This is a genomic window from Caballeronia ptereochthonis, assembly GCF_001545075.1.
Classification (GTDB): domain Bacteria; phylum Pseudomonadota; class Gammaproteobacteria; order Burkholderiales; family Burkholderiaceae; genus Caballeronia; species Caballeronia ptereochthonis.
On the sequence record NZ_FCOB02000006.1, the window covers coordinates 61597 to 83756 of the forward strand.

Annotated in this window: 18 protein-coding genes; 5 read left to right on the forward strand and 13 right to left on the reverse strand. The window is 64.8% G+C overall.

Annotated features, from left to right (window positions below):
- Positions 1–34: 34 nt before the first annotated feature.
- Complete coding sequence (locus tag AWB83_RS07990; RefSeq protein WP_087044026.1) at positions 35–895, reverse strand: LysR family transcriptional regulator; 861 nt, start codon at positions 893–895, stop codon at positions 35–37.
- A 161-nt stretch (positions 896–1056) separates the two neighbouring features.
- On the opposite strand from AWB83_RS07990, the gene AWB83_RS07995 reads away from it, so the two are divergent.
- Together AWB83_RS07995 and AWB83_RS08000 are read left to right on the forward strand one after the other, a co-directional pair.
- On the forward strand, positions 1057–2448 hold the full coding sequence (locus tag AWB83_RS07995; protein WP_087044028.1) for a DHA2 family efflux MFS transporter permease subunit: 1392 nt from the start codon (positions 1057–1059) through the stop codon (positions 2446–2448).
- A gap of 58 nt (positions 2449–2506) precedes the next feature.
- Entirely contained in the window at positions 2507–3502 is a 996-nt protein-coding gene (locus tag AWB83_RS08000; protein ID WP_087044348.1) for an aldo/keto reductase, read from the forward strand.
- 29 nt (positions 3503–3531) lie between these two features.
- Here the strand turns inward: AWB83_RS08000 and rarD are convergent, their stop codons facing one another.
- Positions 3532–4407 carry an EamA family transporter RarD gene (gene rarD / locus AWB83_RS08005; protein ID WP_087044029.1) on the reverse strand — a complete coding sequence of 292 codons (876 nt, stop codon included), beginning with the start codon at positions 4405–4407 and terminating at the stop codon, positions 3532–3534.
- Between the two features lie 286 nt (positions 4408–4693).
- On the opposite strand from rarD, the gene AWB83_RS08010 reads away from it, so the two are divergent.
- Positions 4694–5749, forward strand: coding sequence for an AI-2E family transporter (locus tag AWB83_RS08010; RefSeq protein WP_087044031.1), 1056 nt, complete (start codon positions 4694–4696; stop codon positions 5747–5749).
- Between the two features lie 66 nt (positions 5750–5815).
- Here AWB83_RS08010 and AWB83_RS08015 read toward each other — a convergent pair whose 3' ends face one another.
- The 11 genes from AWB83_RS08015 to AWB83_RS08065 form a co-directional block, all read right to left on the reverse strand.
- A complete protein-coding gene (locus AWB83_RS08015) occupies positions 5816–7480 on the reverse strand; it encodes a SpoVR family protein (RefSeq protein ID WP_087044033.1) in 1665 nt (554 codons plus the stop codon).
- A complete protein-coding gene (locus AWB83_RS08020; RefSeq protein ID WP_087044034.1) occupies positions 7477–8742 on the reverse strand; it encodes a YeaH/YhbH family protein in 1266 nt (421 codons plus the stop codon). The genes AWB83_RS08015 and AWB83_RS08020 overlap by 4 nt, the downstream gene beginning before the upstream one ends.
- A gap of 151 nt (positions 8743–8893) precedes the next feature.
- The gene (locus tag AWB83_RS08025; protein ID WP_087044036.1) at positions 8894–10816 is read right to left on the reverse strand and encodes a PrkA family serine protein kinase; all 1923 of its coding nucleotides are present in this window, start codon (positions 10814–10816) and stop codon (positions 8894–8896) included.
- Between the two features lie 460 nt (positions 10817–11276).
- Positions 11277–12038 carry a hydratase gene (locus tag AWB83_RS08030; RefSeq protein ID WP_087044038.1) on the reverse strand — a complete coding sequence of 254 codons (762 nt, stop codon included), beginning with the start codon at positions 12036–12038 and terminating at the stop codon, positions 11277–11279.
- A 140-nt stretch (positions 12039–12178) separates the two neighbouring features.
- Positions 12179–13909 (reverse strand): methyl-accepting chemotaxis protein, encoded by a 1731-nt coding sequence (locus tag AWB83_RS08035; protein WP_087044040.1) that lies wholly within the window; start codon positions 13907–13909, stop codon positions 12179–12181.
- 261 nt (positions 13910–14170) lie between these two features.
- Positions 14171–15115 (reverse strand): ribokinase, encoded by a 945-nt coding sequence (rbsK, locus tag AWB83_RS08040; protein ID WP_087044041.1) that lies wholly within the window; start codon positions 15113–15115, stop codon positions 14171–14173.
- A gap of 32 nt (positions 15116–15147) precedes the next feature.
- A complete protein-coding gene (locus AWB83_RS08045; protein WP_087044044.1) occupies positions 15148–16182 on the reverse strand; it encodes a LacI family DNA-binding transcriptional regulator in 1035 nt (344 codons plus the stop codon).
- A gap of 250 nt (positions 16183–16432) precedes the next feature.
- Positions 16433–17422, reverse strand: a complete 990-nt coding sequence (locus AWB83_RS08050; protein ID WP_087044046.1) for an ABC transporter permease — start codon at positions 17420–17422, stop codon at positions 16433–16435.
- Positions 17423–19015: a sugar ABC transporter ATP-binding protein gene (locus AWB83_RS08055; RefSeq protein ID WP_087044350.1), complete on the reverse strand. Its 1593-nt coding sequence runs from the start codon at positions 19013–19015 to the stop codon at positions 17423–17425.
- Between the two features lie 272 nt (positions 19016–19287).
- Positions 19288–20250 carry a sugar ABC transporter substrate-binding protein gene (locus AWB83_RS08060; protein WP_087044352.1) on the reverse strand — a complete coding sequence of 321 codons (963 nt, stop codon included), beginning with the start codon at positions 20248–20250 and terminating at the stop codon, positions 19288–19290.
- A 305-nt stretch (positions 20251–20555) separates the two neighbouring features.
- Positions 20556–20837: a hypothetical protein gene (locus AWB83_RS08065; protein ID WP_087044048.1), complete on the reverse strand. Its 282-nt coding sequence runs from the start codon at positions 20835–20837 to the stop codon at positions 20556–20558.
- 293 nt (positions 20838–21130) lie between these two features.
- Here AWB83_RS08065 and AWB83_RS08070 point away from each other — a divergent pair, with 293 nt between their 5' ends.
- On the forward strand, positions 21131–21433 hold the full coding sequence (locus tag AWB83_RS08070) for a PsiF family protein (protein WP_087044050.1): 303 nt from the start codon (positions 21131–21133) through the stop codon (positions 21431–21433).
- A gap of 232 nt (positions 21434–21665) precedes the next feature.
- Entirely contained in the window at positions 21666–22145 is a 480-nt protein-coding gene (locus tag AWB83_RS08075; protein WP_087044052.1) for a hypothetical protein, read from the forward strand.
- Positions 22146–22160: the final 15 nt, after the last annotated feature.

Below are 22160 nucleotides of genomic sequence, written 5' to 3' on the forward strand. Positions count from 1 at the left end.
TGCAGCGGCACAACCGGGTCTCTGCGACGGGCGTCTACTCCCCGTCCCATTCGCCGCGCAAGTCGCTGTTTTCCAGCAGCTGCAGCAAGGTTTCGGCCGGCCGGCTCGGATGCTTCGACGCAAACGCGATGAATTCCACTTCCGGCAGGTCCGGCAGCTCTGACCGGTTCACGGGCGGCGCAAGGCCGCGCGCCGCCAGAAAATGCGAACGAACGGTCAGCCCGAGCCCGCCGCGCGCCGCCGCGATGCAGCCCGCGTGACTGCTGCTCGTGCAGACCATCTGCCAGCTCGCGCCCGTCATCGCGAGCGTATCGAGCACCACGCCGCGCGTGACGCTCGGCTCCGCGACGAGGATGAGCGGCAGCGGCTGACTCGTATCGACGACGATGCCGGGCTTCGCGAGCCACTCGAGCCGGCCGGAGAAGAGCCGCGTGCCGCGCGCATCGCCCAGGCGCCGCTTGCCGACGGCGAGATCGAGCTCGCCCGCGTCGACCATCTGATAGAGCCGCCCCGTCATGCCGATGGTGATTTCCAGCTCCACGTCCGGGTGCGTGTCGCGAAAGGCCGCGAGCACGCTCGGCAGCGGCCCGAGCGCGAGATCGTCCGACGAGCCCAGCCGCACCCGCCCGCGCAGGCGCGGCGAACTGAACTGCGACTGCGCGTGCGCCATCGCCTCGAGAATCACGCGGGCGTGCACGAGCATCGCCTCGCCGTCGGCGGTGAGCGCGAGCGAATGCGTGTCGCGCACGAACAGCCGCCGCCCGACGCTCTCCTCCAGGCGCCGGATATGCTCGGAGACGCTCGATTGCCTGAGCCCGAGTTGCCGCCCGGCGTCGGTGAAGCTGCGCGACGCGGCCACCGTCGCGAAGGTGTTCAGCCAGACTGGATTGAGCATGCGCCATTGTGATCGGCTAACGCGATGACAGTCAATGCGGCTAGCGGTCTTCCCGATGACGCGTCGAGTCACTATCATTTCACAATCGCGCGAGAAACCGGTTTCAAACCACTTTCCGCAGGCTTCCAATCACGCGCGTCCGCACGCACCCCACCCTTCACATGACCAGACAGTCTTCGCACACGGCACTTCTATGGATCGTCGCCGTGGGCTTTTTCATGCAGGCGCTCGACACGACCATCGTGAACACGGCGCTGCCTTCGATCGCCCGCAGCCTCCACGCCGCGCCGCTCGCGCTGCAGTCGATCGTCGTCGCCTACACGCTAACGATGGCGCTGCTCACGCCCGCCTCCGGCTGGCTCGCCGATCGCTTCGGCACGCGCTGCGTCTACGCCGTGTCGATTTCGCTCTTCGTGATCGGTTCGCTCGCCTGCGCGAGCGCGCACACGCTCGATCAACTCGTGCTCGCGCGCGTGCTGCAGGGCGTCGGCGGCTCGATGCTGCTGCCGATCGGGCGTCTCGCCGTGCTGCGCGCGGTCTCCGGCGAAGCCTATGTGTCCGCGCTCGCGATGATCTCCGTCGCCGGCCAGGTCGGCCCGATTCTCGGGCCGACGCTCGGCGGCTGGTTCGTCGAGTCTTTCTCGTGGCACTGGATCTTCCTCATCAACGTGCCGATCGGCGCGCTCAGCCTCTACGCCGTGCAACGCTACCTGCCGAACGACACGATCCATGACGCCCCGCCCTTCGACTTCGTCGGCTGCGGTTTGCTGTCGATGTGCATGGTGTCGTTCTCGCTCGCGCTCGACTCGCCGGTCGAGACGCATCGCGGCGCGGTGTCCGCGGCGCTCTTCGCGCTCGCCGCGGCGTCCGCCTTCGCCTACATCCCCTACGCGCGTCACAAGCGCAATCCGCTCTTTCATCTCGCCCTGTTCAGCGAGCCGAATTTCAGCGTCGGGCTGATCGGAAATCTCCTCTGCCGTATCGGCTCGAGCGCGGTGCCCTTCCTGCTGCCGCTCCTGATGCAGCTCGAACTCGGCTACAGCCCGCTGCATTCCGGTTTGATGATGCTGCCCATCGCGATCGCCGGCACCATCAGCAAGCGCTGGATCGCGGGGCTCGTCAAGCGCCATGGCTACGACATGTTCCTGCTCGTGAACACGGCGCTCGTGGGCGCGTCGATCGTCGCGTTCGCGGCGTTCTCGCCGTCGCTGCCGCTCGTCGTCGAGATCGCGATTCTCGCCGTGTTCGGCACATGCAACTCGATGCAGTTCGCCGCGATGAACAGCGTCACGCTCAAAGGCCTGTCGATCAAGGATGCGGGCAGCGGCAACAGCCTCTTCTCGATGGTGCAGATGCTCGCGATCGGGCTCGGCGTGTCGATCGGCGGCTCGCTCGTGCAGCTGTTCCAGGGGCCGTTCTCGACGTCGACCGGCTTCAAGCTGAGCTTCGTATGCATGGGCGTGGTGACGCTGCTGTCGGGCGTCGTGTTCCGCCGGCTCGATGCGGCGCCGCGCAGCCCCGCGCCCGCCGGCGCCGGTACACGCGGCGCGTAACGGCCAACAGGGCTATCCTGTCGATCCCATCGGGTCCTTTTTCTTCTGGAGCGCAATCGTGCAATACGGCAAATTCGGCAACACCGGTCTCACTGTTTCGCGTCTCACTCTCGGCACGATGACCTTCGGCCTGCAGACCGACGAAGACGTGTCGCGCAGCATCATGGACCGCGCGGCGGATGCCGGCGTCAATTTCATCGATACCGCGAACGTGTACCCGCTCGGCAGCGGGCACGATCTCGCGGGCCGCACCGAGGAGATCGTCGGCCGCTGGCTCAAGGGCCGGCGCGACAGCTACATTCTCGCGACCAAGGCGGTGCACGAAATGGGGCCGCTCCCGTGGAACAAGGGCGCGTCGCGCAAGCACCTGCTCGATGCGATCGATGCGTCCCTCAAGCGCCTGAACACCGATTACGTCGACCTCTACCAGCTGCACAACGACGATCGCGACACGCCGCTCGACGAGACACTCGAAGCGCTCGACACCATCGTGCGTCAAGGCAAGGCGCGCTATATCGGCGTGTCGAACTTTCTGGCGTACCGGCTCGCGCGCGCGCTCGGCCGCGCGGACGTGCTGCGCACCGCGCGCTTCGTCTCCGTGCAGCCGCGCTACAACCTGCTGTTCCGCCAGATCGAGCGCGAATTGCTGCCGCTCGCCATCGAGGAAGGGCTCGCCGTCATTCCGTACAACCCGCTCGCGGGCGGCCTGCTGACCGGCAAGCACAGCTACGGCGCGGGGCCGAGCGAAGGCCGGTTCACCGGCGCGGTCGGCAAGGCGGGCGCGATGTACACACAGCGCTACTGGCACGAGCGCGAGTTCCACACCATCGAGCAGATCAACCGGATCGTCGCGCCGACCGGGCGCTCGCTCGCGAGCACGGCGCTCGCGTGGGTGCTGGCGAATCCGGCGGTGAGCTCGGCGATCATTGGCGCGAGCCGGCCCGATCAGCTGAATGAGACGCTCGCGGCGGTCGATCAGCCGATCGACCCGGAGATCAAGGCGAAGCTCGACGAGGCGACGCTCGAGTATCGCTTCGGCGACGCGCTGCGCTGAGCGAGCGTTCTGCGACGCGCCGGCCGCGTTTACATGCGGGCCGCGCGCGCCCGATAGAACCCTTCGAGCGAATACAGCGCGAGCGCGGTCCAGATCGCGCCATAGCCGATCAACTGGTCGTGGCCGAAGAACTCCTGGTAGATCACGACGCCGATCAGCAATTGCAGCGACGGCGTGATGTACTGGATGAGGCCGAGCATCGACAGCGGGATGCGCCGCGCGCCCGCCGCGAAGAGCAGGAGCGGCACGGCGGTCACGGGCCCGGCCGCCGCGAGCAGCAATTTCACGCCGAGCGAGGCGTGCGCGAAGCCGCTGCCGCCGTGCGAGCTCAGAAAAAACAGATAGAGCAGCGCGATCGGACACAGCAGCATGGTTTCGAGCGTGAGCCCTTCGAGCGCGCCGAGCGACGCGGTCTTGCGCAGGAGGCCATAGCCGCCGAAAGTCAGCGCGAGCGCGAGGCTGATCCACGGCGGCGCGCCGTTCACCCACGTCAGCCACAGGACGCCCAGCGCGGCGATCGTCACCGCGATCCATTGCACGGGCCGCAGCCGCTCGTGCAGGAACGCCATGCCGAACAGCACGTTGACGAGCGGGTTGATGAAGTAGCCGAGACTCGCCTCGACGATGCGCCCGTCGTTTACCGCCCAGATATAGATTCCCCAGTTGGCCGAGAGCAGCACGGCGCTGGCCGCGAAGCGCGCGAGCAGGCGCCGGTCGCGCAGCACGGGTCCGAGCCACTGCCACTGGCGGCGCGCCGTCATCACGATCAGCAGGAAGACCATCGACCACGCCATGCGGTGCGCGAGCATCTCGACCGCGCCGATCGAGTGCAAGGCCTTGAAGTAAATCGGAAAAAGGCCCCAGATGGCAAAGGCCGCGAATGCGTAGACGACGCCTGGATTCATTGTTCGATGCGTTGGGCGGGAATGCCGCGCACGAACGAACGGTTCGTTCGACGCAGGCCGCTTGCCGTTCGGCCGGAAAGCGTTCCGCAAGGAATGGAAGCCGGATTTTAGTCGACGCGCGGGGTTGGGCTCCAGCGGCGATCGCATCCTTTTGCGAACTGTTTCACGAACCCTTGGGGCAATTCGCGCTCGAACCCTGTGCGCGCAAGCCTTCTGAAGGGCCGTGATAGCATGGCCCGGCCTTGCCGATTGCCTTCAGCGATCCCGCCCGCCCTATCGTCCGCCAATGAATAACCACACCCTTCAACAGAATTTCTTTCATATCCTGCTGTTCGTCGTGACGCTCGCCCTCGCGTGGGTGCTGCTGCCGTTCTTCGGCGCGATCTTCTGGGGCGCGATTCTGGCCATCCTGTTCCAGCCGATGCAGCGCTATCTCGCGGCGCGCTTCGGCAAGCGCCGCAATCTCGCCGCGCTGGCCACGCTGGCGGCGGCGATTCTCATCGTCATCATTCCGCTCGCCGTCGTCGCCGTGACGCTCGTGCAGGAAATCGCCCTCGTCTATGCGCGGATCAAAAGCGGCGAGCTGAATTTCGGACTCTACTTCCAGCACGTGCTGCACGCGCTGCCGGTCTCGGCGCAACAACTGCTCGGGCGTTACGGGCTCGACGACATCGCGGGCGTGCAGCGCCGACTGATGGAAGGCGCCGCGCAGATCAGCCAGTTCGCGGCGACGCAGGCGCTGTCGATCGGGCAGAACACGTTTCAGTTCGTCGTGAGCTTCGGCGTGATGCTGTATCTCGTGTTCTTTCTGCTGCGCGACGGCGGCGAGATCGGCCGGCGCATCCGCCGCGCGATTCCGCTCGATCCCGAACCCAAGCAGCACCTGATCGCGAAGTTCACCACGGTGGTGCGCGCGACGGTCAAGGGGAATATCGCGGTCGCGGCGGTCCAGGGATTCCTCGGCGGGATGATCTTCTGGATTCTCGGCATCAACGGTTCGCTGCTCTGGGGCGTGCTGATGGCGTTTCTGTCCCTTTTGCCCGCGGTCGGTGCGGCAATCGTCTGGGCGCCCGCCGCGATCTACTTCTTCATGACGGGCCAGATTTTCAAGGGGCTGATTCTCGTCGTGTTCTGCGTTGTCGTGATCGGGCTCGTGGATAACGTGCTGCGCCCGATTCTCGTCGGCAAGGACACGAAGATGCCCGACTGGGTCGTGCTCATTTCGACGCTCGGCGGCATGGCCCTGTTCGGCATCAACGGCTTCGTGATCGGGCCCCTCGTCGCGGCGCTTTTCATGGCCAGCTGGGATCTGTTTTCGCAGGATGAGGCAGGCAACCAATAGACAAAAAAACCGGCTCTGGATCCCAGAGCCGGTTTTGATTTTGAAAGCCTGACGTTCAGCGCGAATTCAGCGCGAATTCGGCGCCACGTAACGGCACTCGAACCGCTTCCTGACCGTCCCGTTCTCGTCGACGCTTTCCAGATAGACGTCGAACTGCCACAAGCGCGCCATGTGCTTGAGCACCTCGTCGCTATCGTTCGACAGATGCCGGTTGTCGGTCATGAAGTGACGCAGCGTCAGGCTGCGGTCGCCGCGCGTGTTGACCGCATACACCTGAATGTTCGGCTCGCGATGATGAATGTCGTATTGCCGCGACAATGCCTGGCGCACATAGCGATAGCCGCTGTCGTCGTGAATGGCCGACACTTCGAGCGCATCGCGCATGTCGTCGTCGAGAATCGAGAAGAGACGCATCTCGCGGATCAGGTGCGGCGACAGATACTGCGCGATGAAGCTTTCGTCCTTGAAGTTGCGCATCGCGTAGTGCAAGGACTCGAGCCAGTCGCTGCCCGCGAGTTCCGGGAACCACTCGCGGTCCTCGTCCGTCGGGTTTTCGCAGATGCGGCGGATGTCGCTCATCATCGAAAAGCCGAGCGCGTACGGGTTGATGCCGCTGTAATACGGCTTCGTCACCGGCGGCTGATACACCACGTTCGAATGCGAGTGCAGGAACTCCATCATGAAGCCGTCTTCGAGGCGGCCTTCGTTGTAGAGCGTGTTGAGCAGGGTGTAGTGCCAGAACGTCGCCCAGCCTTCGTTCATGACCTGCGTCTGGCGCTGCGGATAGAAGTACTGGCCGATCTTGCGCACGATGCGGATGACTTCCCGCTCCCACGGCTCCAGCAGCGGCGCGTTCTTCTCCGCGAAATACAGCAGGTTCTCCTGTGGCTCCGGCGGATAGCGGCTCTCCGTTTCTTCCTGAGACGTCTCCTTGCCCTTCGGCAGCGTGCGCCAGAGCTCGTTGACCTGCGACTGCAGATACGCCTCGCGCTCGCGGCGCATCGCCGCTTCCTTCGCGAGCGACAGCTTCTGCGGACGCTTGTAGCGGTCCACACCGTAGTTCATCAGCGCGTGGCACGAATCGAGCAGTTCCTCGACGCGATCGAGGCCGTAGCGCTCCTCGCACTCCGCGATGTAATTCTTCGCGTACACGAGGTAATCGATGATCGCGTGCGCGTCCGTCCAGAGACGGAAGAGATAATTGCCCTTGAAGAAAGAGTTGTGCCCGTACGCCGCGTGAGCGATGACGAGCGCCTGCATCGTCATGGTGTTTTCTTCCATGAGATACGCGATGCAGGGATTCGAATTGATGACGATCTCGTACGCGAGGCCCATCTGCCCGCGCCGATAGCTCTTTTCCGTCGAGAGAAAGTGCTTGCCGAACGACCAGTGCCGATAGTTCACCGGCATGCCGACGGACGCGTAGGCGTCCATCATCTGCTCGGCGCTGATGATCTCGAGCTGGATCGGATAGACGTCGAGCCCGTAGCGGTTCGCGACGCGCGAGATCTCGGCGTCGTACTCCTCGATCAGCTCGACAGTCCAGTCCGACGGGCACGGCAACGGCCGCCGCTTTTCTGCAACATTCATTCTGCCTTCCTTGTGCGCCTCGTCTGCCTCGGCGGACGCATTGCGTTGCCCGGTCTCGGGCCCCAGTCTGGAAGTAACACGATCGTCCGTGCCTTCCAGCTGATACCCGCGCGTCTCGTTGTGCAAATGCCTCGCCGTCATGCGGCCGCCTGTTGCTTTTCGAACAGTTCACGGAACACCGGATAGATGTCCGCGGCCGAATCGACTTTCTTCATGGCCAGCTCGGGCGCGCCCATGGCAAGCTGAGCATACTCCAACCAGAGATTCTGCTCTTCCGGTGCAACTTGAATATAGGCAAAATACCGGACCCTCGGCAGGATGTCTTCCGCCAGAAGCTTGCGGCATTTCGGGGAATCGTCCGTCCAGTTGTCGCCGTCCGAGGCCTGGGCCCCGTAAATGTTCCATTCGGTCGGCGAATAGCGCTCGTCCATGATCTTTTTCATGAGCTCGAGCGCGCTCGACACCACCGTGCCCCCGCTTTCGGTCGAATGGAAGAAGGTGTCCTCGTCCACTTCCTCGGCGCGCGTATGGTGCCGGATGAACACGACCTCGATCTTCTCGTAGTTCCGCTGCAGGAACAGATACAGCAGGATGAAAAAGCGCTTGGACAGGTCCTTGCGCTGCTCGTCCATCGAGCCGGAGACGTCCATCAGGCAGAACATCACCGCCTTGCTCGACGGTGTCGGCTGTTTCACGCGGTTGATGTAGCGCAGGTCGAACGGATCGATGAACGGAATGCGCGTGATCCGGCCCTGCATGATGACGATATCCGCTTCCAGCCGCGCGATTTCTTCGGGATCGCCGTTGTCTTCCTTCAGCTGTTCGAGCTGGCGCTCCATTTCGCGCAGCTGCGTCGCGAGCGGCCAGCCGAGCGCGATGCGTCGCCCGAGCGCGGAGCGCAATGATCTCACCACGTCGATGTTGTTCGGCGTGCCCTCCGCCGCCCAGCCCGCGCGCACGTTCTTCCAGGTCGGCACGGCGAGCAGCTGGGTCTTGACGAGGCGCGGCAGTTCGAGATCGTCGAAGAAATACTGCATGAATTCTTCGCGTGACAGCTCGAAGACGAAATCGTCCTGCCCTTCGCCCTCGTTGCTGGCGCTCTTGCCGCCGCCGCCCGCGCCGCCCGGCGGGCGCGGGATCTTGTCGCCGCGAATGTAATCGGCGTTGCCCGGATGGACGAACTCGCGCTTCCCGCCCGGTCCGTGACGGAACGACGGCTCGGAGATGTCCTTCTTGGGAATGGTGATGCTCTGGGTGCTTTGAATGTCCTTGATGCTGCGATCGCGCACCGCGTCGGAAACCGCGCGGCGTATGTAACTCTTGACGCGTCGCAGAAAGCGCTCGCGATTGGCGATGCTCTTGTTCTTACCGGCTAACCTGCGGTCGATGATTTGGTGCAGCACATTCAGTCTCCCGCGTTATTGGCGAGGATGCGAGGCGCTGCGCGAGCCTTCGGCGTACATGCAGCGTCACGGCTCCCCGCAAAGTGCCCACTTTGCCGCCCATGCGCAATCCTCAGGCCTGGGCGGCATCGTGGCATTTCATTAACTCACATCACGACGACTTGCGCACGCGCAGATACCAGTCGCACAGGAGGCGCACCTGCTTCGGCGTGTAGCCCTTCGCGACCATGCGGTTGACGAAGTCCTCATGCTTGCGTTGCTCTTCCGCCGATCCCTTCGCGTTGAACGAAATCACCGGCAGCAGTTCTTCCGTATTGGAGAACATCTTCTTCTCGATCACCACCCGCAGCTTCTCATAGCTGATCCACGCGGGGTTCTTGCCGCCGTTGGCCGCACGCGCGCGCAACACGAAGTTCACGATCTCGTTGCGGAAGTCCTTCGGGTTGCTGATGCCCGCGGGCTTCTCGATCTTCTCCAGCTCGGCGTTCAAGGCCGCGCGGTCGAAGCTCTCGCCGGTGTCGTGGTCGCGGAACTCCTGATCCTGAATCCAGAAGTCCGCGTATGTCACGTAGCGGTCGAAGATGTTCTGTCCATACTCCGAATACGACTCCAGATAAGCGGTCTGAATCTCCTTCCCGATGAACTCGGCGTAGCGCGAAGCCAGTACGTCCTTGATGAACGACAGATACTTCTGCTCCGTTTCCGGCGGAAACTGCTCGCGCTCGATCTGCTGTTCGAGCACGTACATCAGATGCACGGGGTTCGCGGCCACTTCGGTCGAGTCGAAGTTGAAGACGCGCGACAGGATCTTGAACGCGAAGCGCGTGGAGACGCCCGTCATGCCTTCGTCGACCCCCGCGTAATCGCGATACTCCTGATACGACTTCGCTTTCGGGTCGGTGTCCTTCAGGTTCTCGCCATCGTAGACCTGCATCTTCGAAAAGAGGCTCGAGTTCTCCGGCTCGTGCAGACGCGTGAGCACGGCCATCTGCGCCATCATCTTGAGCGTGCCCGGCGCGCACACCGCTTCGGCCAGGGACGAGTTGCGCAGGAGCTTCTCGTAGATCTTGACCTCTTCGCTGTAGCGCAGGCAGTACGGCACCTTCACGACGAAGATACGGTCGAGCAAGGCCTCGTTGTTCTTGTTGTTGCGGAAGGCCTTCCACTCGGACTCGTTCGAGTGCGCGAGGATGATGCCGTCGAACGGAATGGCGCCGAAGCCTTCCGTGCCCTTGAAGTTGCCCTCCTGGGTCGCGGTAAGCAGCGGGTGCAGCACCTTGATCGGCGCCTTGAACATTTCGACGAATTCCAGCAAGCCCTGATTGGCGAGGCACAGGCCGCCGGAATAGCTGTATGCGTCCGCGTCGTCCTGCGAGTAGGTTTCGAGCTTGCGGATATCCACCTTGCCGACGAGCGAGGAGATGTCCTGGTTGTTCTCGTCGCCCGGCTCGGTCTTGGCGATGCCGATCTGACGAAGAATGGAAGGATAGCGGCGCACCACGCGGAACTTGCGGATGTCGCCGTTGTACTCGTGCAGGCGCTTGACCGCCCACGGAGAAAGAATGCTCTTCAGGTAGCGGCGCGGAATGCCGTATTGCTCTTCGAGCACCGGGCCGTCCTCGTCGTAATCGAAGAGTCCGAGCGGCGATTCGTTGACCGGCGAGCCCTTCAGCGAATAGAACGGAACGCGCTCCATGAGCTGCTTCAGTCGTTCGGCGATTGACGACTTGCCGCCGCCCACCGGACCCAGCAGATACAGGATCTGCTTCTTCTCTTCCAGACCCTGTGCCGCGTGCCGGAAATACGACACCACGTTTTCGATCACTTCCTCCATTCCGTAGAACTCACGGAATGCCGGGTACACCTTGATGACCTTGTTTGCAAACACACGCGATAAACGCGGGTCGAGGCGGGTGTCGACCATCTCGGGTTCCCCGATGGCCGTCAACATGCGTTCGCCCGCTGTTGCATATGTGGCAGGATCTTCTTTGCAGAGCGCGAGATACTCTTCGAGCGAGAATTCCTCCTCGCGGGTTTTTTCGAAGCGGGTCGCGAAACTGCTGTAGATATCCATGCTACCTCCTCGCCGAAGTCAGAAAGCTATGTCGTGCGCAACGCGCGTAATCGAAACGACATCGCTTGAAATCATCCTAAACCCTTTCGAATTTTTTTTCACGCACTTGCGTTGTTCATTTGCTTCGAAGAATTACTAGCTTGGTGAGCTATTTTCGTTCACCTACAATCCTCATCCCAATGTCGATATCGTGTTGCTCGATATCGTCCCTGCCTGTTCGCTTCCCCGCGCTCTCAGCACCTATCCGCAGCGCCTATCCGCCATTGCAAAGCGTTTTTCGCGCTTGCGCGCCTGCGCCTGGCGGCTGGCAGTCGGAGCATCGACCTGCTGCTCGCGTCATCATGTGACATACGTGCGCGCGGCGTCACCGGATGCGACAGGTTCAGCGCGCGCAACATCATCAATAACCGTTCCCAATGTGTGGTGTTTGCACGTCCCGTCGAGCGGGTCGCCAGGCGCTTCACGCGAGCACCAGTTCGAGCTCGCCGATGCGGTCGATCGCGCTATGCAGCATCGCTGGTCCGTCGACGCGGTACGCGCCCGTATAGGAGCCTGTGGTGATCGTCCAGAAAGGCTCGACGGTCAATCCCATGCGGGAACAATGGTTGACGAGCCAGGGCAGCAATTCGCGCGGGTCGCCCGCCGGGTTGCCGAGCGCGGCCGGCGCAATGGGCAATCCGTCGAGCGTGAACTCGAGGCGCGGCGTGAGAAAGTCGAAGCCGGGCGCGATGACGTCATAAGGCTCCATGCCCGAGACGACGAGCGCGCCGTTGTTCTGCGCATCGGCGAGTTGCGCGAGCGGGTCGAGATTCGGCCACTGCGCGAAACGGCTGTCGACGACTTCGAGCGCAACGGCGATGCCGCCGATCGCGTCGAACACTTCCTCGCGCGTGTAAGGTTCGCTGCGCGCGGGCAAGGCGTAGGCGAAGCGAAACGCGATCTCGAGTTCCACCAGAACGCGAAAGAACGAGTCGAAAGGCAGGCGCGCGGGCGACGGGTAGACCAGCGCGGCGTCGATGGGCGCACCGGTGGCGAGCGCATCGGGTGCGCGCGCGCCGATCTTCCATGCGCCGATGCGCGCATCCGTCGCTTTCAGCATCTCGTGCTGGATCGCGTAGGCGGTCGGCGCGTCGACGGGAATGTCGGCGGGCTCCAGTGCCTCGATCAGCTGATGCCGGCGGCGGGCCTCCGCTAGCTTCGCGGCGAGTGTCGATCCGGTCATGTCGATGTCCTCGTTGTGAACGGTGACGCATACCCATCAGTGTACGGGTTACCGGATCGACGTTGCGTGCGCGCGTGAGGATTCGTGCGCGTGTCAGGGCCGGTACGCGGCGAGACGCCGCATGCCGGCCGTTTCATGCTTCAGAACGTTTCCCAGTCGCCGTTCACGTCCGAGGCCGCTGTCGCCTTGCGTGCAGGCGCCGGCGCGGGGGCGATGCGCTTGCCCGGCACCTTCGCCGCCGGCTTCGGCGCTACGTGCGCTATGTGCGTTGCGCGCGATGCAATCGAGCCCGAGGGCACTGCGACAACCGGGGCAGCAGCAAGCGGCGCGCCATCTGTCACCTGAAACGCCGCCACCGCGTGGCGCAGGCGCGCCGCCTGATCCTCCAGCGATTGCGCGGCCGCCGCGGCTTCCTCGACGAGCGCCGCGTTCTGCTGGGTCACTTCATCCATCTGCGTGACGGCGCGCGACACCTGCTCGATGCCGCTCGACTGCTCCTGGGACGCCGCCGCGATCTCGCCCATGATGTCGGTCACGCGCTGCACCGCGCCGATGATCTCTGTCATCGTGCGGCCGGCTTCGTCGACGAGCGTCGAGCCCGTCTGCACGCGCGCCACCGACGTGTCGATCAGCTCCTTGATTTCCTTGGCCGCCGCCGACGAGCGCTGCGCGAGACTGCGCACCTCGCCCGCGACGACCGCGAAGCCGCGCCCTTCCTCGCCCGCCCGCGCGGCTTCGACCGCCGCGTTGAGCGCGAGAATGTTCGTCTGGAACGCGATGCCCTCGATGATCGTGATGATGTCCGCGATCCTCGACGAACTGCGGTTGATCTCGCCCATCGTGTCGACCACCTGCATCACGACCGAACTGCCCTTGCCGGCGATCTCCGACGCATTCGCCGCGAGCCTGCTTGCCTGCCGCGCGTTTTCGGCGTTCTGGCGGACCGTGCCGGTCAGCTCTTCCATGCTCGACGCGGTTTCCTGCAAGGCGGAGGCCTGCTCCTCGGTGCGCGAGGACAGATCGGCGTTGCCCGCCGCGATCTGCTGCGTGGCGGAGGCGATCGATTCGCTGCCCGAGCGCACGGTGCGCACGGTCGAGAGCAGGCTCGCGCGCATTTTGGCGAGGCCTTCGAGCAGAAGCCCCATTTCATCGCGCGAAGTCACGACGACTTCGCGGCGCAGATCGCCCGCCGCGATGGCCTCGAAATGGCCGAGCGCGGCTTCGAGCGGCCGCCCGATCGCGCGCCTCAGCGACACCCAGGCGAACGCGGCCGCCGCCAGGCCGAGCGCGATCGCGGAAAAGCTCAGCGCCCGGAACCACAGGAAGCGGCGCTGCGTCTCCTCGTAGCCCTGCCTCGACGCTTCGGTCAGGTACTTGCGCAGCGCGTCGTTCGCGTTGGCGAGTTCGTTGTACTTCACCTGCATCGCCTTGGCGTTCGCGATGATGTCGTCGTGATCGTTCGCCATGATCGCGGCGATGCCTTGGTCGACGATCCCCTGCAGGGCCAGGCGCTTTTCCTGCGCCGCGTCGGCGAGACGTTTCTCGCCGGGCGACTGCGGCAGCGACGTGTATTCCTTCCAGTAGGCGTCGGCGCGCCCGCGCATCATGCGCGAGCGTTCGATCGTGGAGGCCACTTCCGACGTGCCGGCGAGCAGCGCCGCGCGATCGAACACGAGCCGCTCGCGCGCCGCGTACATTTCCGCGTTGCCGACCGCGATCGCGGCGGGCATCTGCACCGAATAGGTATCGAGAAATGCGCCGTTCGAGTGGCTCATGCCAGTGAGCCCCAGCGCGCCGATCGCGATGAGCAGCGCGCCCAGAAACGCCATCGAGATGCCGAGCCGCGCCTTGATCGTCAAAGCCTTTTTCATTGAGTTGTCCCTGTGCCGCTCGTGAGCGGGTCTCCGGCCGATTGACGGCCGGCGCGCGCGGATGCCCGGCACCCGCAGCGGCCGATGACGACCGCGCGGCCGATGCGCGTCGTCCTTTCCGTCGGTTTGCAGGCGCGTCGAGACAGCGCGCGTCCGCTACTGATGTATACGGCGCGAGCGCGGGGACACTTGAGGGGATTATTTCGTATGAAGAGAGAACGGCGCGTTTTTGCGCGCCGTTCTTCTGTGTTTATTGAAGAGTTATGCCGAAATTTCGCTGCGATGCGGAATCGATGGCTGCGCGCCCTCGCGCGTCACGGCGAGCGCCGCCGCGCGCTGGCCGAACGCAATGGCGTCCCGCACGGCCGCGCCGCGCGCGAGTTCCGCCGCGAATCCGCCGATGAAGGTGTCGCCGGCGGCGGTCGTGTCGACGGCGTCGACTTTCGGCGACGGGCAATGCGCGCCGGCTTCGTTTTCGCCGTCCAGCAGCGCGAGCACGCCTTGCGCCCCGAGTGTCACGATCACGTTGCGCGCGCCCTTCGCCTTCAGCGCCTGCGCGGCGCGCCGCGCATCGTCCGGCGTGCTGATCGCGATGCCCGAGAGCGTCGCGGCTTCGAGCTCGTTCGGAATCAGGTAATCGATGAGCGCAAACCAGTCGGGCGGCAACGTGTGCGCGGCAGGCGCTGGATTGAGGATCGTCGTGCGTTTCAGGCGCCGGCCGGCGGCGAGCGCGGCGCGCACCGTGTCCGGCGGCGTCTCAAGCTGGCAGACGATGACATCGGCGCGCGCGAGCAGCGCTTCCTGCGCCTCGATGCGCGCGGGCGTCACTTCGGCGTTGCTGCCCGCGACGATGACGATCGCGTTCTGGCTCGCGTCATCGACGACGATGAGCGCCACGCCGGTCGGGGCGCTCGCGCTCGTCGCCAACGCGGCGCAGTCGATGCCTTCCGCCTCGAGGCTGCGTTTGAGCGTCGCGCCGTTCGAATCGTCGCCGACGCAGCCGATCATCGCGACCTGCGCGCCCAAGCGCGCGGCCGCGACCGCCTGATTGCCGCCCTTGCCGCCCGGCACCTGCGCGAACGCGTGTCCGGCGAGCGTTTCGCCAGGCTTCGGCAGGCGCGGCGCGCGCGCGACGAGATCCATGTTGAGGCTGCCGACCACGGTTACGCGGCCGCTTGCTTCGTCCGGTTTGGCGCTATCGCCCATCTTTGCTCGAATCCTCAAAAAAGTAGCTTTCGTTACGCCTTCGCACCGGGCGCGTGACGGCGCGATTCCGGCACCACCGCCGTCGATTCGCGGCGCACGAGCCGCGGCGGCACCACACGGCGGCGCGTCGTGCCGGTCAGCTTGCCCGTGATGCGGTCGATCAGCGTCTGCGCGGCCATTTCGCCGAGCGCGCGCACCGACTGGCCGACCGTCGACAGCGCCGGATACGTATACCGCGAGAGCTCGACATCATCGAAACCGATGATCGAGCAATCGGTCGGCACGGCGATGTGGCGCTCGGCCGCCGCCCGCAGCGCGCCGATGCCCATCATGTCGTTGCACGCGAAGATCGCGGTCGGCTTCATGTTGTCGAACAGTTGCGAGGCCGCCGCGTAACCGCCCGTCGCGGAGAAGTCGCTCTGCTGAATCGCGTTCGGCTCGATTTCGATGCCGCGCTCGGCCATCGCGCGGATGAAGCCGTGCAGGCGCATCGCGGAGACGGCTGTGGCCACCGGCCCGGTGATGCAGCCGATTTCCGAGTGCCCGAGCTGCAGCAGATGCCGCGTCGCGAGATACGCGCCCTTTTCGTGGTCGATCTGCACGAGGTCGGACTGCAGCCCCTCGATATTGCGATCGACGATCACGAGCGGCTCGCGCGCGCCAGCGAGGCACTGCGCAAGCACCGAGTCCTCCCCCGCCGAAGCGATCACCAACCCGTCGATGCGCTTTTCCTGCAGCACGCGCAGGTAGTTGCGCTGCTTGGCGGGATCGTCGTCGGAGTTGCAGAAGAACACGCAATAGCCGTTCTTCGCGCAACCGTCCTCGACGCCGCGCGCGAGCTCGGCGAAATACGGATTGGTCGCGTTCGGCACGAGCAGGCCGATGGTCGCCGTCGAACGCGCCTTCAGCGAGCGCGCCACCGCCGACGGCACGTAGTCGAGCTCACGGATCGCCCGCTCGACTTTCGCCCGCACGTCGGCCGACACCGGCCGCGAATTGTTCACTACGTGGGATACCGTCGTAAACGACACCCCGGCAATGGCTGCCACGTCTTTGATCGTCGCCATACATCGTCCTTCGCTATCTTTGTCCAACTGCTCTTATTGGCTGTAAGGCGTTCGGCGCGCCCTGCTTTTCATGCGCCGCTTTGCTGCTTTACCTGCGCCCTGCCCGCGTCCTTGCTTGCTGCCGCTTCAACCGGGCGCCCCGCCTTGCCGCTCACGTTTGCTTCCGCCGACGCGGCCCGGCAACGCCAACAGCCGCTTTTCCGCCCCGTGCGGAGCCCGTGCCGTCGCCGGCCCTCGATTGCTCGAACCATCACACCCGCTTTCTTCTGCTGCGATAGGTATCCAGCACCACCGCCACCACGATCACTGAGCCCGTGATGATGCGCTTGGTCGGCTCGTTCGCGCCGATCTGCGCCAGGCCCGCCGCCAGCACGGAAATGATCAATACGCCGAAAAACGTGCTGATCACCGAACCGCGCCCGCCCATCAGGCTCGTGCCGCCGATCACCACCGCCGCGATCACCTGCAATTCCAGCCCCGCGCCCGCGTTCGGATCGGCGGCTTCCAGGCGCGAAATCTGGAACAGCGCCGCGAGCCCGGACAGCGCGCCCATCAGTGCGAAAACGATTATCTTGTACGGCCGCGGATTGACCCCCGCGAGCCGCACGGCTTCCTCGTTCGTGCCGATCCCTACGAGATATCGGCCAAAAACCGTCCGGGTCAAGACCAGATGCGCAACTATCATCACCGCGACCGCGATCAGGAACGCGGGCGAGATGCCGAACGCGATCGGATTCGACAGGAAATCGAACGCATCGCCGATGTACGCCGTGCGCGAGTTCGTCATCTGATACGCGAGCCCGCGCGCGCCTTCCAGCACGCCGAGCGACACGATGAACGACGGAATGCGCCACGCCACCGTCACGAGCCCGGTCACGGTGCCCGTCAGCGCGGCGGCCGCGAGCCCGATCAGCGCGGCGGGAAACGCCGGCCAGTGCCACTTGAGCGCGGCCACGCTCACCACCGATGCGCCCAGCGCGAGCACCGAGCCCACCGACAGATCGATGCTCGCGATGATCAGCACGAAGGTCATGCCGACCGACATCACGACGAGATCCGGTATCTGGTTCGCGATCGTGCTGAACGTGTCGTACGTCAGAAAGTGCGAACTCAGCACCGAAAACAGCGCGATCATCGTGGCGAGCGCGCCCGCGAGACCCAGGTAATTCGAAACGCCGAGGCGCGTGCCGACGCCCTTCGTGCTCTTCTGTGCATCGGCGGGCAGATTCGCTTCGCTCATTCAATGCTCCACATTGTCTTCGGGCGCCCGGGCGTCCGGCGCGATCGGCTCGTGCAGGATCGCCTCGCGCTTCGCGTAGCCCGAGAACGCCGCGGCGAGCAGCGCATCCTGCGTCCAATCCGCGCGCTCGAACACGCCCGTCATGCGTCCGGCCGACATCACGCCGATGCGGTCGCAGATCAGCATCAGCTCGCGCAGGTCGCTCGACACGACGACCAGCGCGCGCCCTTCGCGAGCCAGCGCCCCCATCAGCCCGTAGATGTCGAACTTCGCGCCCACGTCGATGCCGCGCGTCGGCTCGTCGAACAGCAGCACGGAGCAGTCGCGCGCGAGCCAGCGGCCGATCACGACCTTCTGCTGATTGCCGCCCGACAGCTCCGACACCAGCTGCGCCGGGCCCGAGGTGCGGATGCGCATCGCCTCGATCTGACGCTGCGCGAGCGCGGCTTCCCGGCGCGTATCGACCACGCCGTGACGCGCCACCGCGCCGAGATTGCCCAGTGAAACGTTCGCGGCGATGGGCAGGCTGAGCAGCAGGCCCTCGCCCTTGCGGTCCTCCGTGATGAGCGCGATGCCTTCCTTGACCGCGTCGGCGGGCGATTGCACCGTCACGCGGCGCAACGCCTGGCCATCGCGCGCGACCGATACCGTGCCGGCATCCGCGCGATCCGCGCCGTAGATGAGCCGCATCAGCTCGGTCCGGCCGGCGCCGATCAGCCCGCTCACGCCGAAAATCTCGCCCGCGCGCACGTCGAACGACACGTCGCGCACCGCGGGCACGCGCGTCATGCCTTCCACCTTCAGCGCGACGCCGCCGATCCTGCGCTCCCCCAGATCGATGCGCTCGCCGATCTCGCGCCCGACCATCAGCGTGACGAGGCGATCACTCGGGAGTTCGTCCATCGGGCCGAGATGCACGAGCCGCCCGTCGCGCAGGACGGCCGCGCGCTCGGCAATGCGCCGCAATTCCTCCAGCCGGTGCGAGATGTAGACGAGCGCGACGCCGCGCGCCTTCAGCCGCCGGACCTGCTCGAACAGCAAGTCGACTTCGCGGGCGGTGAGCATCGCGGTCGGTTCGTCGAGGATCAGCACGCGGCAATCGCCGATCAGGTTGCGCGCGATTTCCACCATCTGCTGATGCCCGATGCCGAGACTCCCGACGAGCGTGTCCGGATCGATCGCATCGAGTCCGACCTGCGCCATCGCGTGACGCGCGTCCGCCGCCAGCCGCCTGCGGTCGATCCAGCCGACCCCGCCTTTGCGCGGCAAGCGGTTCAAAAACAGATTCTCCGCCACCGACAAGGTCGGCAGCAGGTTCAGCTCCTGCATCACCATGCGCACGCCGAGCGCCTCGGCTTCCGAGCGGCTCTTCGGCGCGTAGGGCCGCCCCGCGAGCGCCATCGTCCCCGTGGTCGGATCCGTGAGCCCGCCGATGATCTTCGACAGCGTGCTCTTGCCTGCGCCGTTCTCGCCGGTCAGGGCGAGCACCTCGCCGGGAACGAGCGCGAGCGACACGTCGGCCAGCACCGGCTCGACATAGGTCTTGCCGATGCCCGTCACGGTCAGCACGTTCGCTTCGTCCGATCCGGTCATGAGGGGCTTCAAGGCTTCGCTGTGCATCCTCGCTGGTTGTCCCGGCTGGTTGTCCTGCATGGCTTCGAAATACGGCCCGCGCCCGTTGCGGCGCGGCTCGGTGCGTTTTCGAAGCCTGTGCCCGGAGACTTTCCGCTGGCCGCGCCCGCGCCGGACTGCCTTCCGCGCTCGTCAGCGTCTTATCGGCACGCCGACCGCAAACTTGAGGTCCGATTTTTCACGCAGGACGGCGCCGGATGACGCCGCCTCGCGTAAGGCTCACGTCGTCACGCTTACTTCGTCACGAGATCGACGGGCGTTTCCACCACCTGCGAAAGCTCCGACTGCTTCTTGTGGCCGGAAATCGCCTTCAGCGCCACGTCGATGCCGAACACCGCCTGCTTCGCCGCATACTGGTCGGCGGTCGCGAGCACGCGGCCGTCCTTCAGCATCGGCTTGATCGCGTTGATGTTGTCGAAGCCGACCACCTGCACCTTGCCCGCCTTGCCGGCCGCGCGGATCGCCGACACCGCGCCGATCGCCATGTTGTCGTTGTCGCAGAGCAGCGCCTTCACGTTCGGATTCGCGTTCAGAATCTGGGATGCGACCGCGTTGCCCTTGTCGATCTCCCATTCGCCCGACTGAAGCGCGACGACCTTCATGCCGGCCGCGTCCATCGCCGCCTTGAAGCCCGCGCTGCGCGCCTGCGAGTTGGTAGTGGTCGTCACGCCTTCGATGATCGCGACTTCATCGCCTTTCTTGAGACGCGGGGCGAGATAGTCGCCGACCTTGCGCGCGCCCTTCTGGTTGTCAGGACCGACGAACGGCACGTTCAGATCCTTGGACTTGAGCACGTCGGGGTCGAGCCGGTTGTCGATGTTCACGACGATGATGCCCGCGTCCGCCGCCTTCTTGATCACCGGCACGAGCGCCTTGGAATCGGCGGGCGCGATAACGAGCGCGTCGACCTTCGAGACGATCATCTGCTCGACGATGCGGATCTGCGCGGCGGTGTCGGTTTCGTCCTTGATGCCGTTGGTGATCAGGTCGAACTGGCCGGCGTTGTGCGCCTGATAGTCCTTCGCGCCGTTTTCCATCGTCAGGAAGAACTCGTTGGCGAGCGATTTCATGACGAGCGCGACCTTCGGCTTGGCCGCCGCCTGCGCGAATGCGGATGACGATGCGAACGGCAATGCGGTGCAGGCGGCGAGCGCGACGGCGGCCGAAAGGACGCGTCGGCGAATGGTTCGGTTCATGCGGATCTCCAGTGCTTTCGTTTTGGTTTGTCTGGTCGTGCGTACCACAGCGAACGCGAGCATGGCGTGTCGATCCGCGCGGGGCGAGCGGGGAAAACAGACGCCTGCGCCCTGTCGCGCCGGCGCTGCGTCTCACACGCGGCAAGCCCTTCGCGCGCCCTTGTCGCGCGGTTTCAACGTTTGCTCGCCGTCGATTCTCGTTGGTGAGGCGCGTGAGGTCAATCGGGCTTACGTGTAGAACCGGCGCGCGAGATTCGCTCCTTTGCGCCAACCGGTGTGCTGACGGCAGGGGAAGCGGATGAATGTCAGAGGTCCTCGACGGACTGGCCCTCTATCTTGTTGTCGATGATCTGGCGCGCGTAGTCGATGCCCGCGCGTGTCGCGTCGATCGGGCTGTCGAAGGGTTCTTGCTCGGGCACGCCGAACATGACCGAGCGGCCGCTGTCGCCATGCGCGCTGCGTGCGATCGTCACCACGATGTCGAAGTGGCGTGGACCGTCGTCCGGTTCGTCGCGCTCCTTCGCGCGCCGCAATGCCTGCACCTTGATCTCGAAGCCCTTGTAATGATCGGACAGCGGCGTGGACATGAAACGTCTCCTTTGCGTTGGACGGGCATCGCACGATGATACGTCGGCTGCCTTGCGCGTGCGTGTCGGGTGAATACTTGCGATCAGCCGAAATTGACGGCGATCATGAAAGCCTCGTGCAAGCCTCGTTCCCGCATCGATGCGGATCGATACACACAGTGCCTCCTGATTTGACCTGATCCCTCACACCGTTCATATTCGGTTTGCCATAATGCGCGGGCGGCCGCTTGCCACGGGCCGCCAAAGCTACGCGCCGTCGAAGAACAACCGTCATTCAAACCAGGGAGCGTCACATGAATATTCGAGCCACCGCCTTCACCCTCATCGCCGCGCTGAGCCTGACATTCGGCGCGAACGCAGCCTTCGCCGCCAACAGCCAGCAAAGCAAGATGACCGATTGCAACAAGCAGGCCGGCGACAAGAAAGGCGACGACCGCAAGGCGTTCATGAAGAGCTGCCTGTCGGCCGCGCCGGCCGCCGCATCCGCACCGATGACGCAGCAGCAGAAGATGACCGCGTGCAATCAGCAGGCAGCCGACAAGAAAGGCGACGACCGCAAGGCGTTCATGAAGAGCTGTCTCAGCAACAAGGGCTGATTGCGTCGGCCTGCCCTCTCGCGCCGCGCCGTTCGCGCGCGGCGCGTCTCGTTTGCGTCTTGCGTATCTACGCTGCCTGCCCGCCGTTATTGCACTGCAACCAAGCTGGTGATTCGCACCGTCGTCTTTTTCTCATAAGATGGCGCGAAGGCGGCCCCCTCACGAATACAAGAAATAGCCATCGGCCGCCGCCCGCTCGAGCGAGGCGAGAAGCTTCGCATGGAGGCATCGGATGGCATGGAAGCATAAGAACCGCTGGTTCAGGCGGTGGCTCGTGACGATCACGTTCTGGTTCGTGCCGGTGCTGATCGTCGCGGTCAATGAAGTGCGCGAGGAGATGGCGTACAACAACGCGGATCTTCAGAAGTCGCTCTCCACCTGGGAGCTGACCGACGCGCAGCGCGCCGCCGGCGCGGCGTCGCGCTGCCGCGGCACGCCCGACGAAGCGCGCGCGGCCGGCTGTCCCGCCGGCGTCCTCACGGCCAACGCCGCGAAGCATCAGGAAGCACTCGACGAATATGCCCATCGCAAGGCGACGCTCGCGGATTATCTGTGGCACGCGTTCGTCGGCTACTGGATCGTGCCGGCGGTCTTCCTGCTCGCGCTCGGCATCCTGATCGGCGGAATCAGGCGCGCATTGAGGCGCCCGCCGCGCGTGACGTCCATCCCTTCCGCCGCTCCCGGCAAAGTAAAAACGACGACTCATTCCTGAGTACGAGGCGGGAAC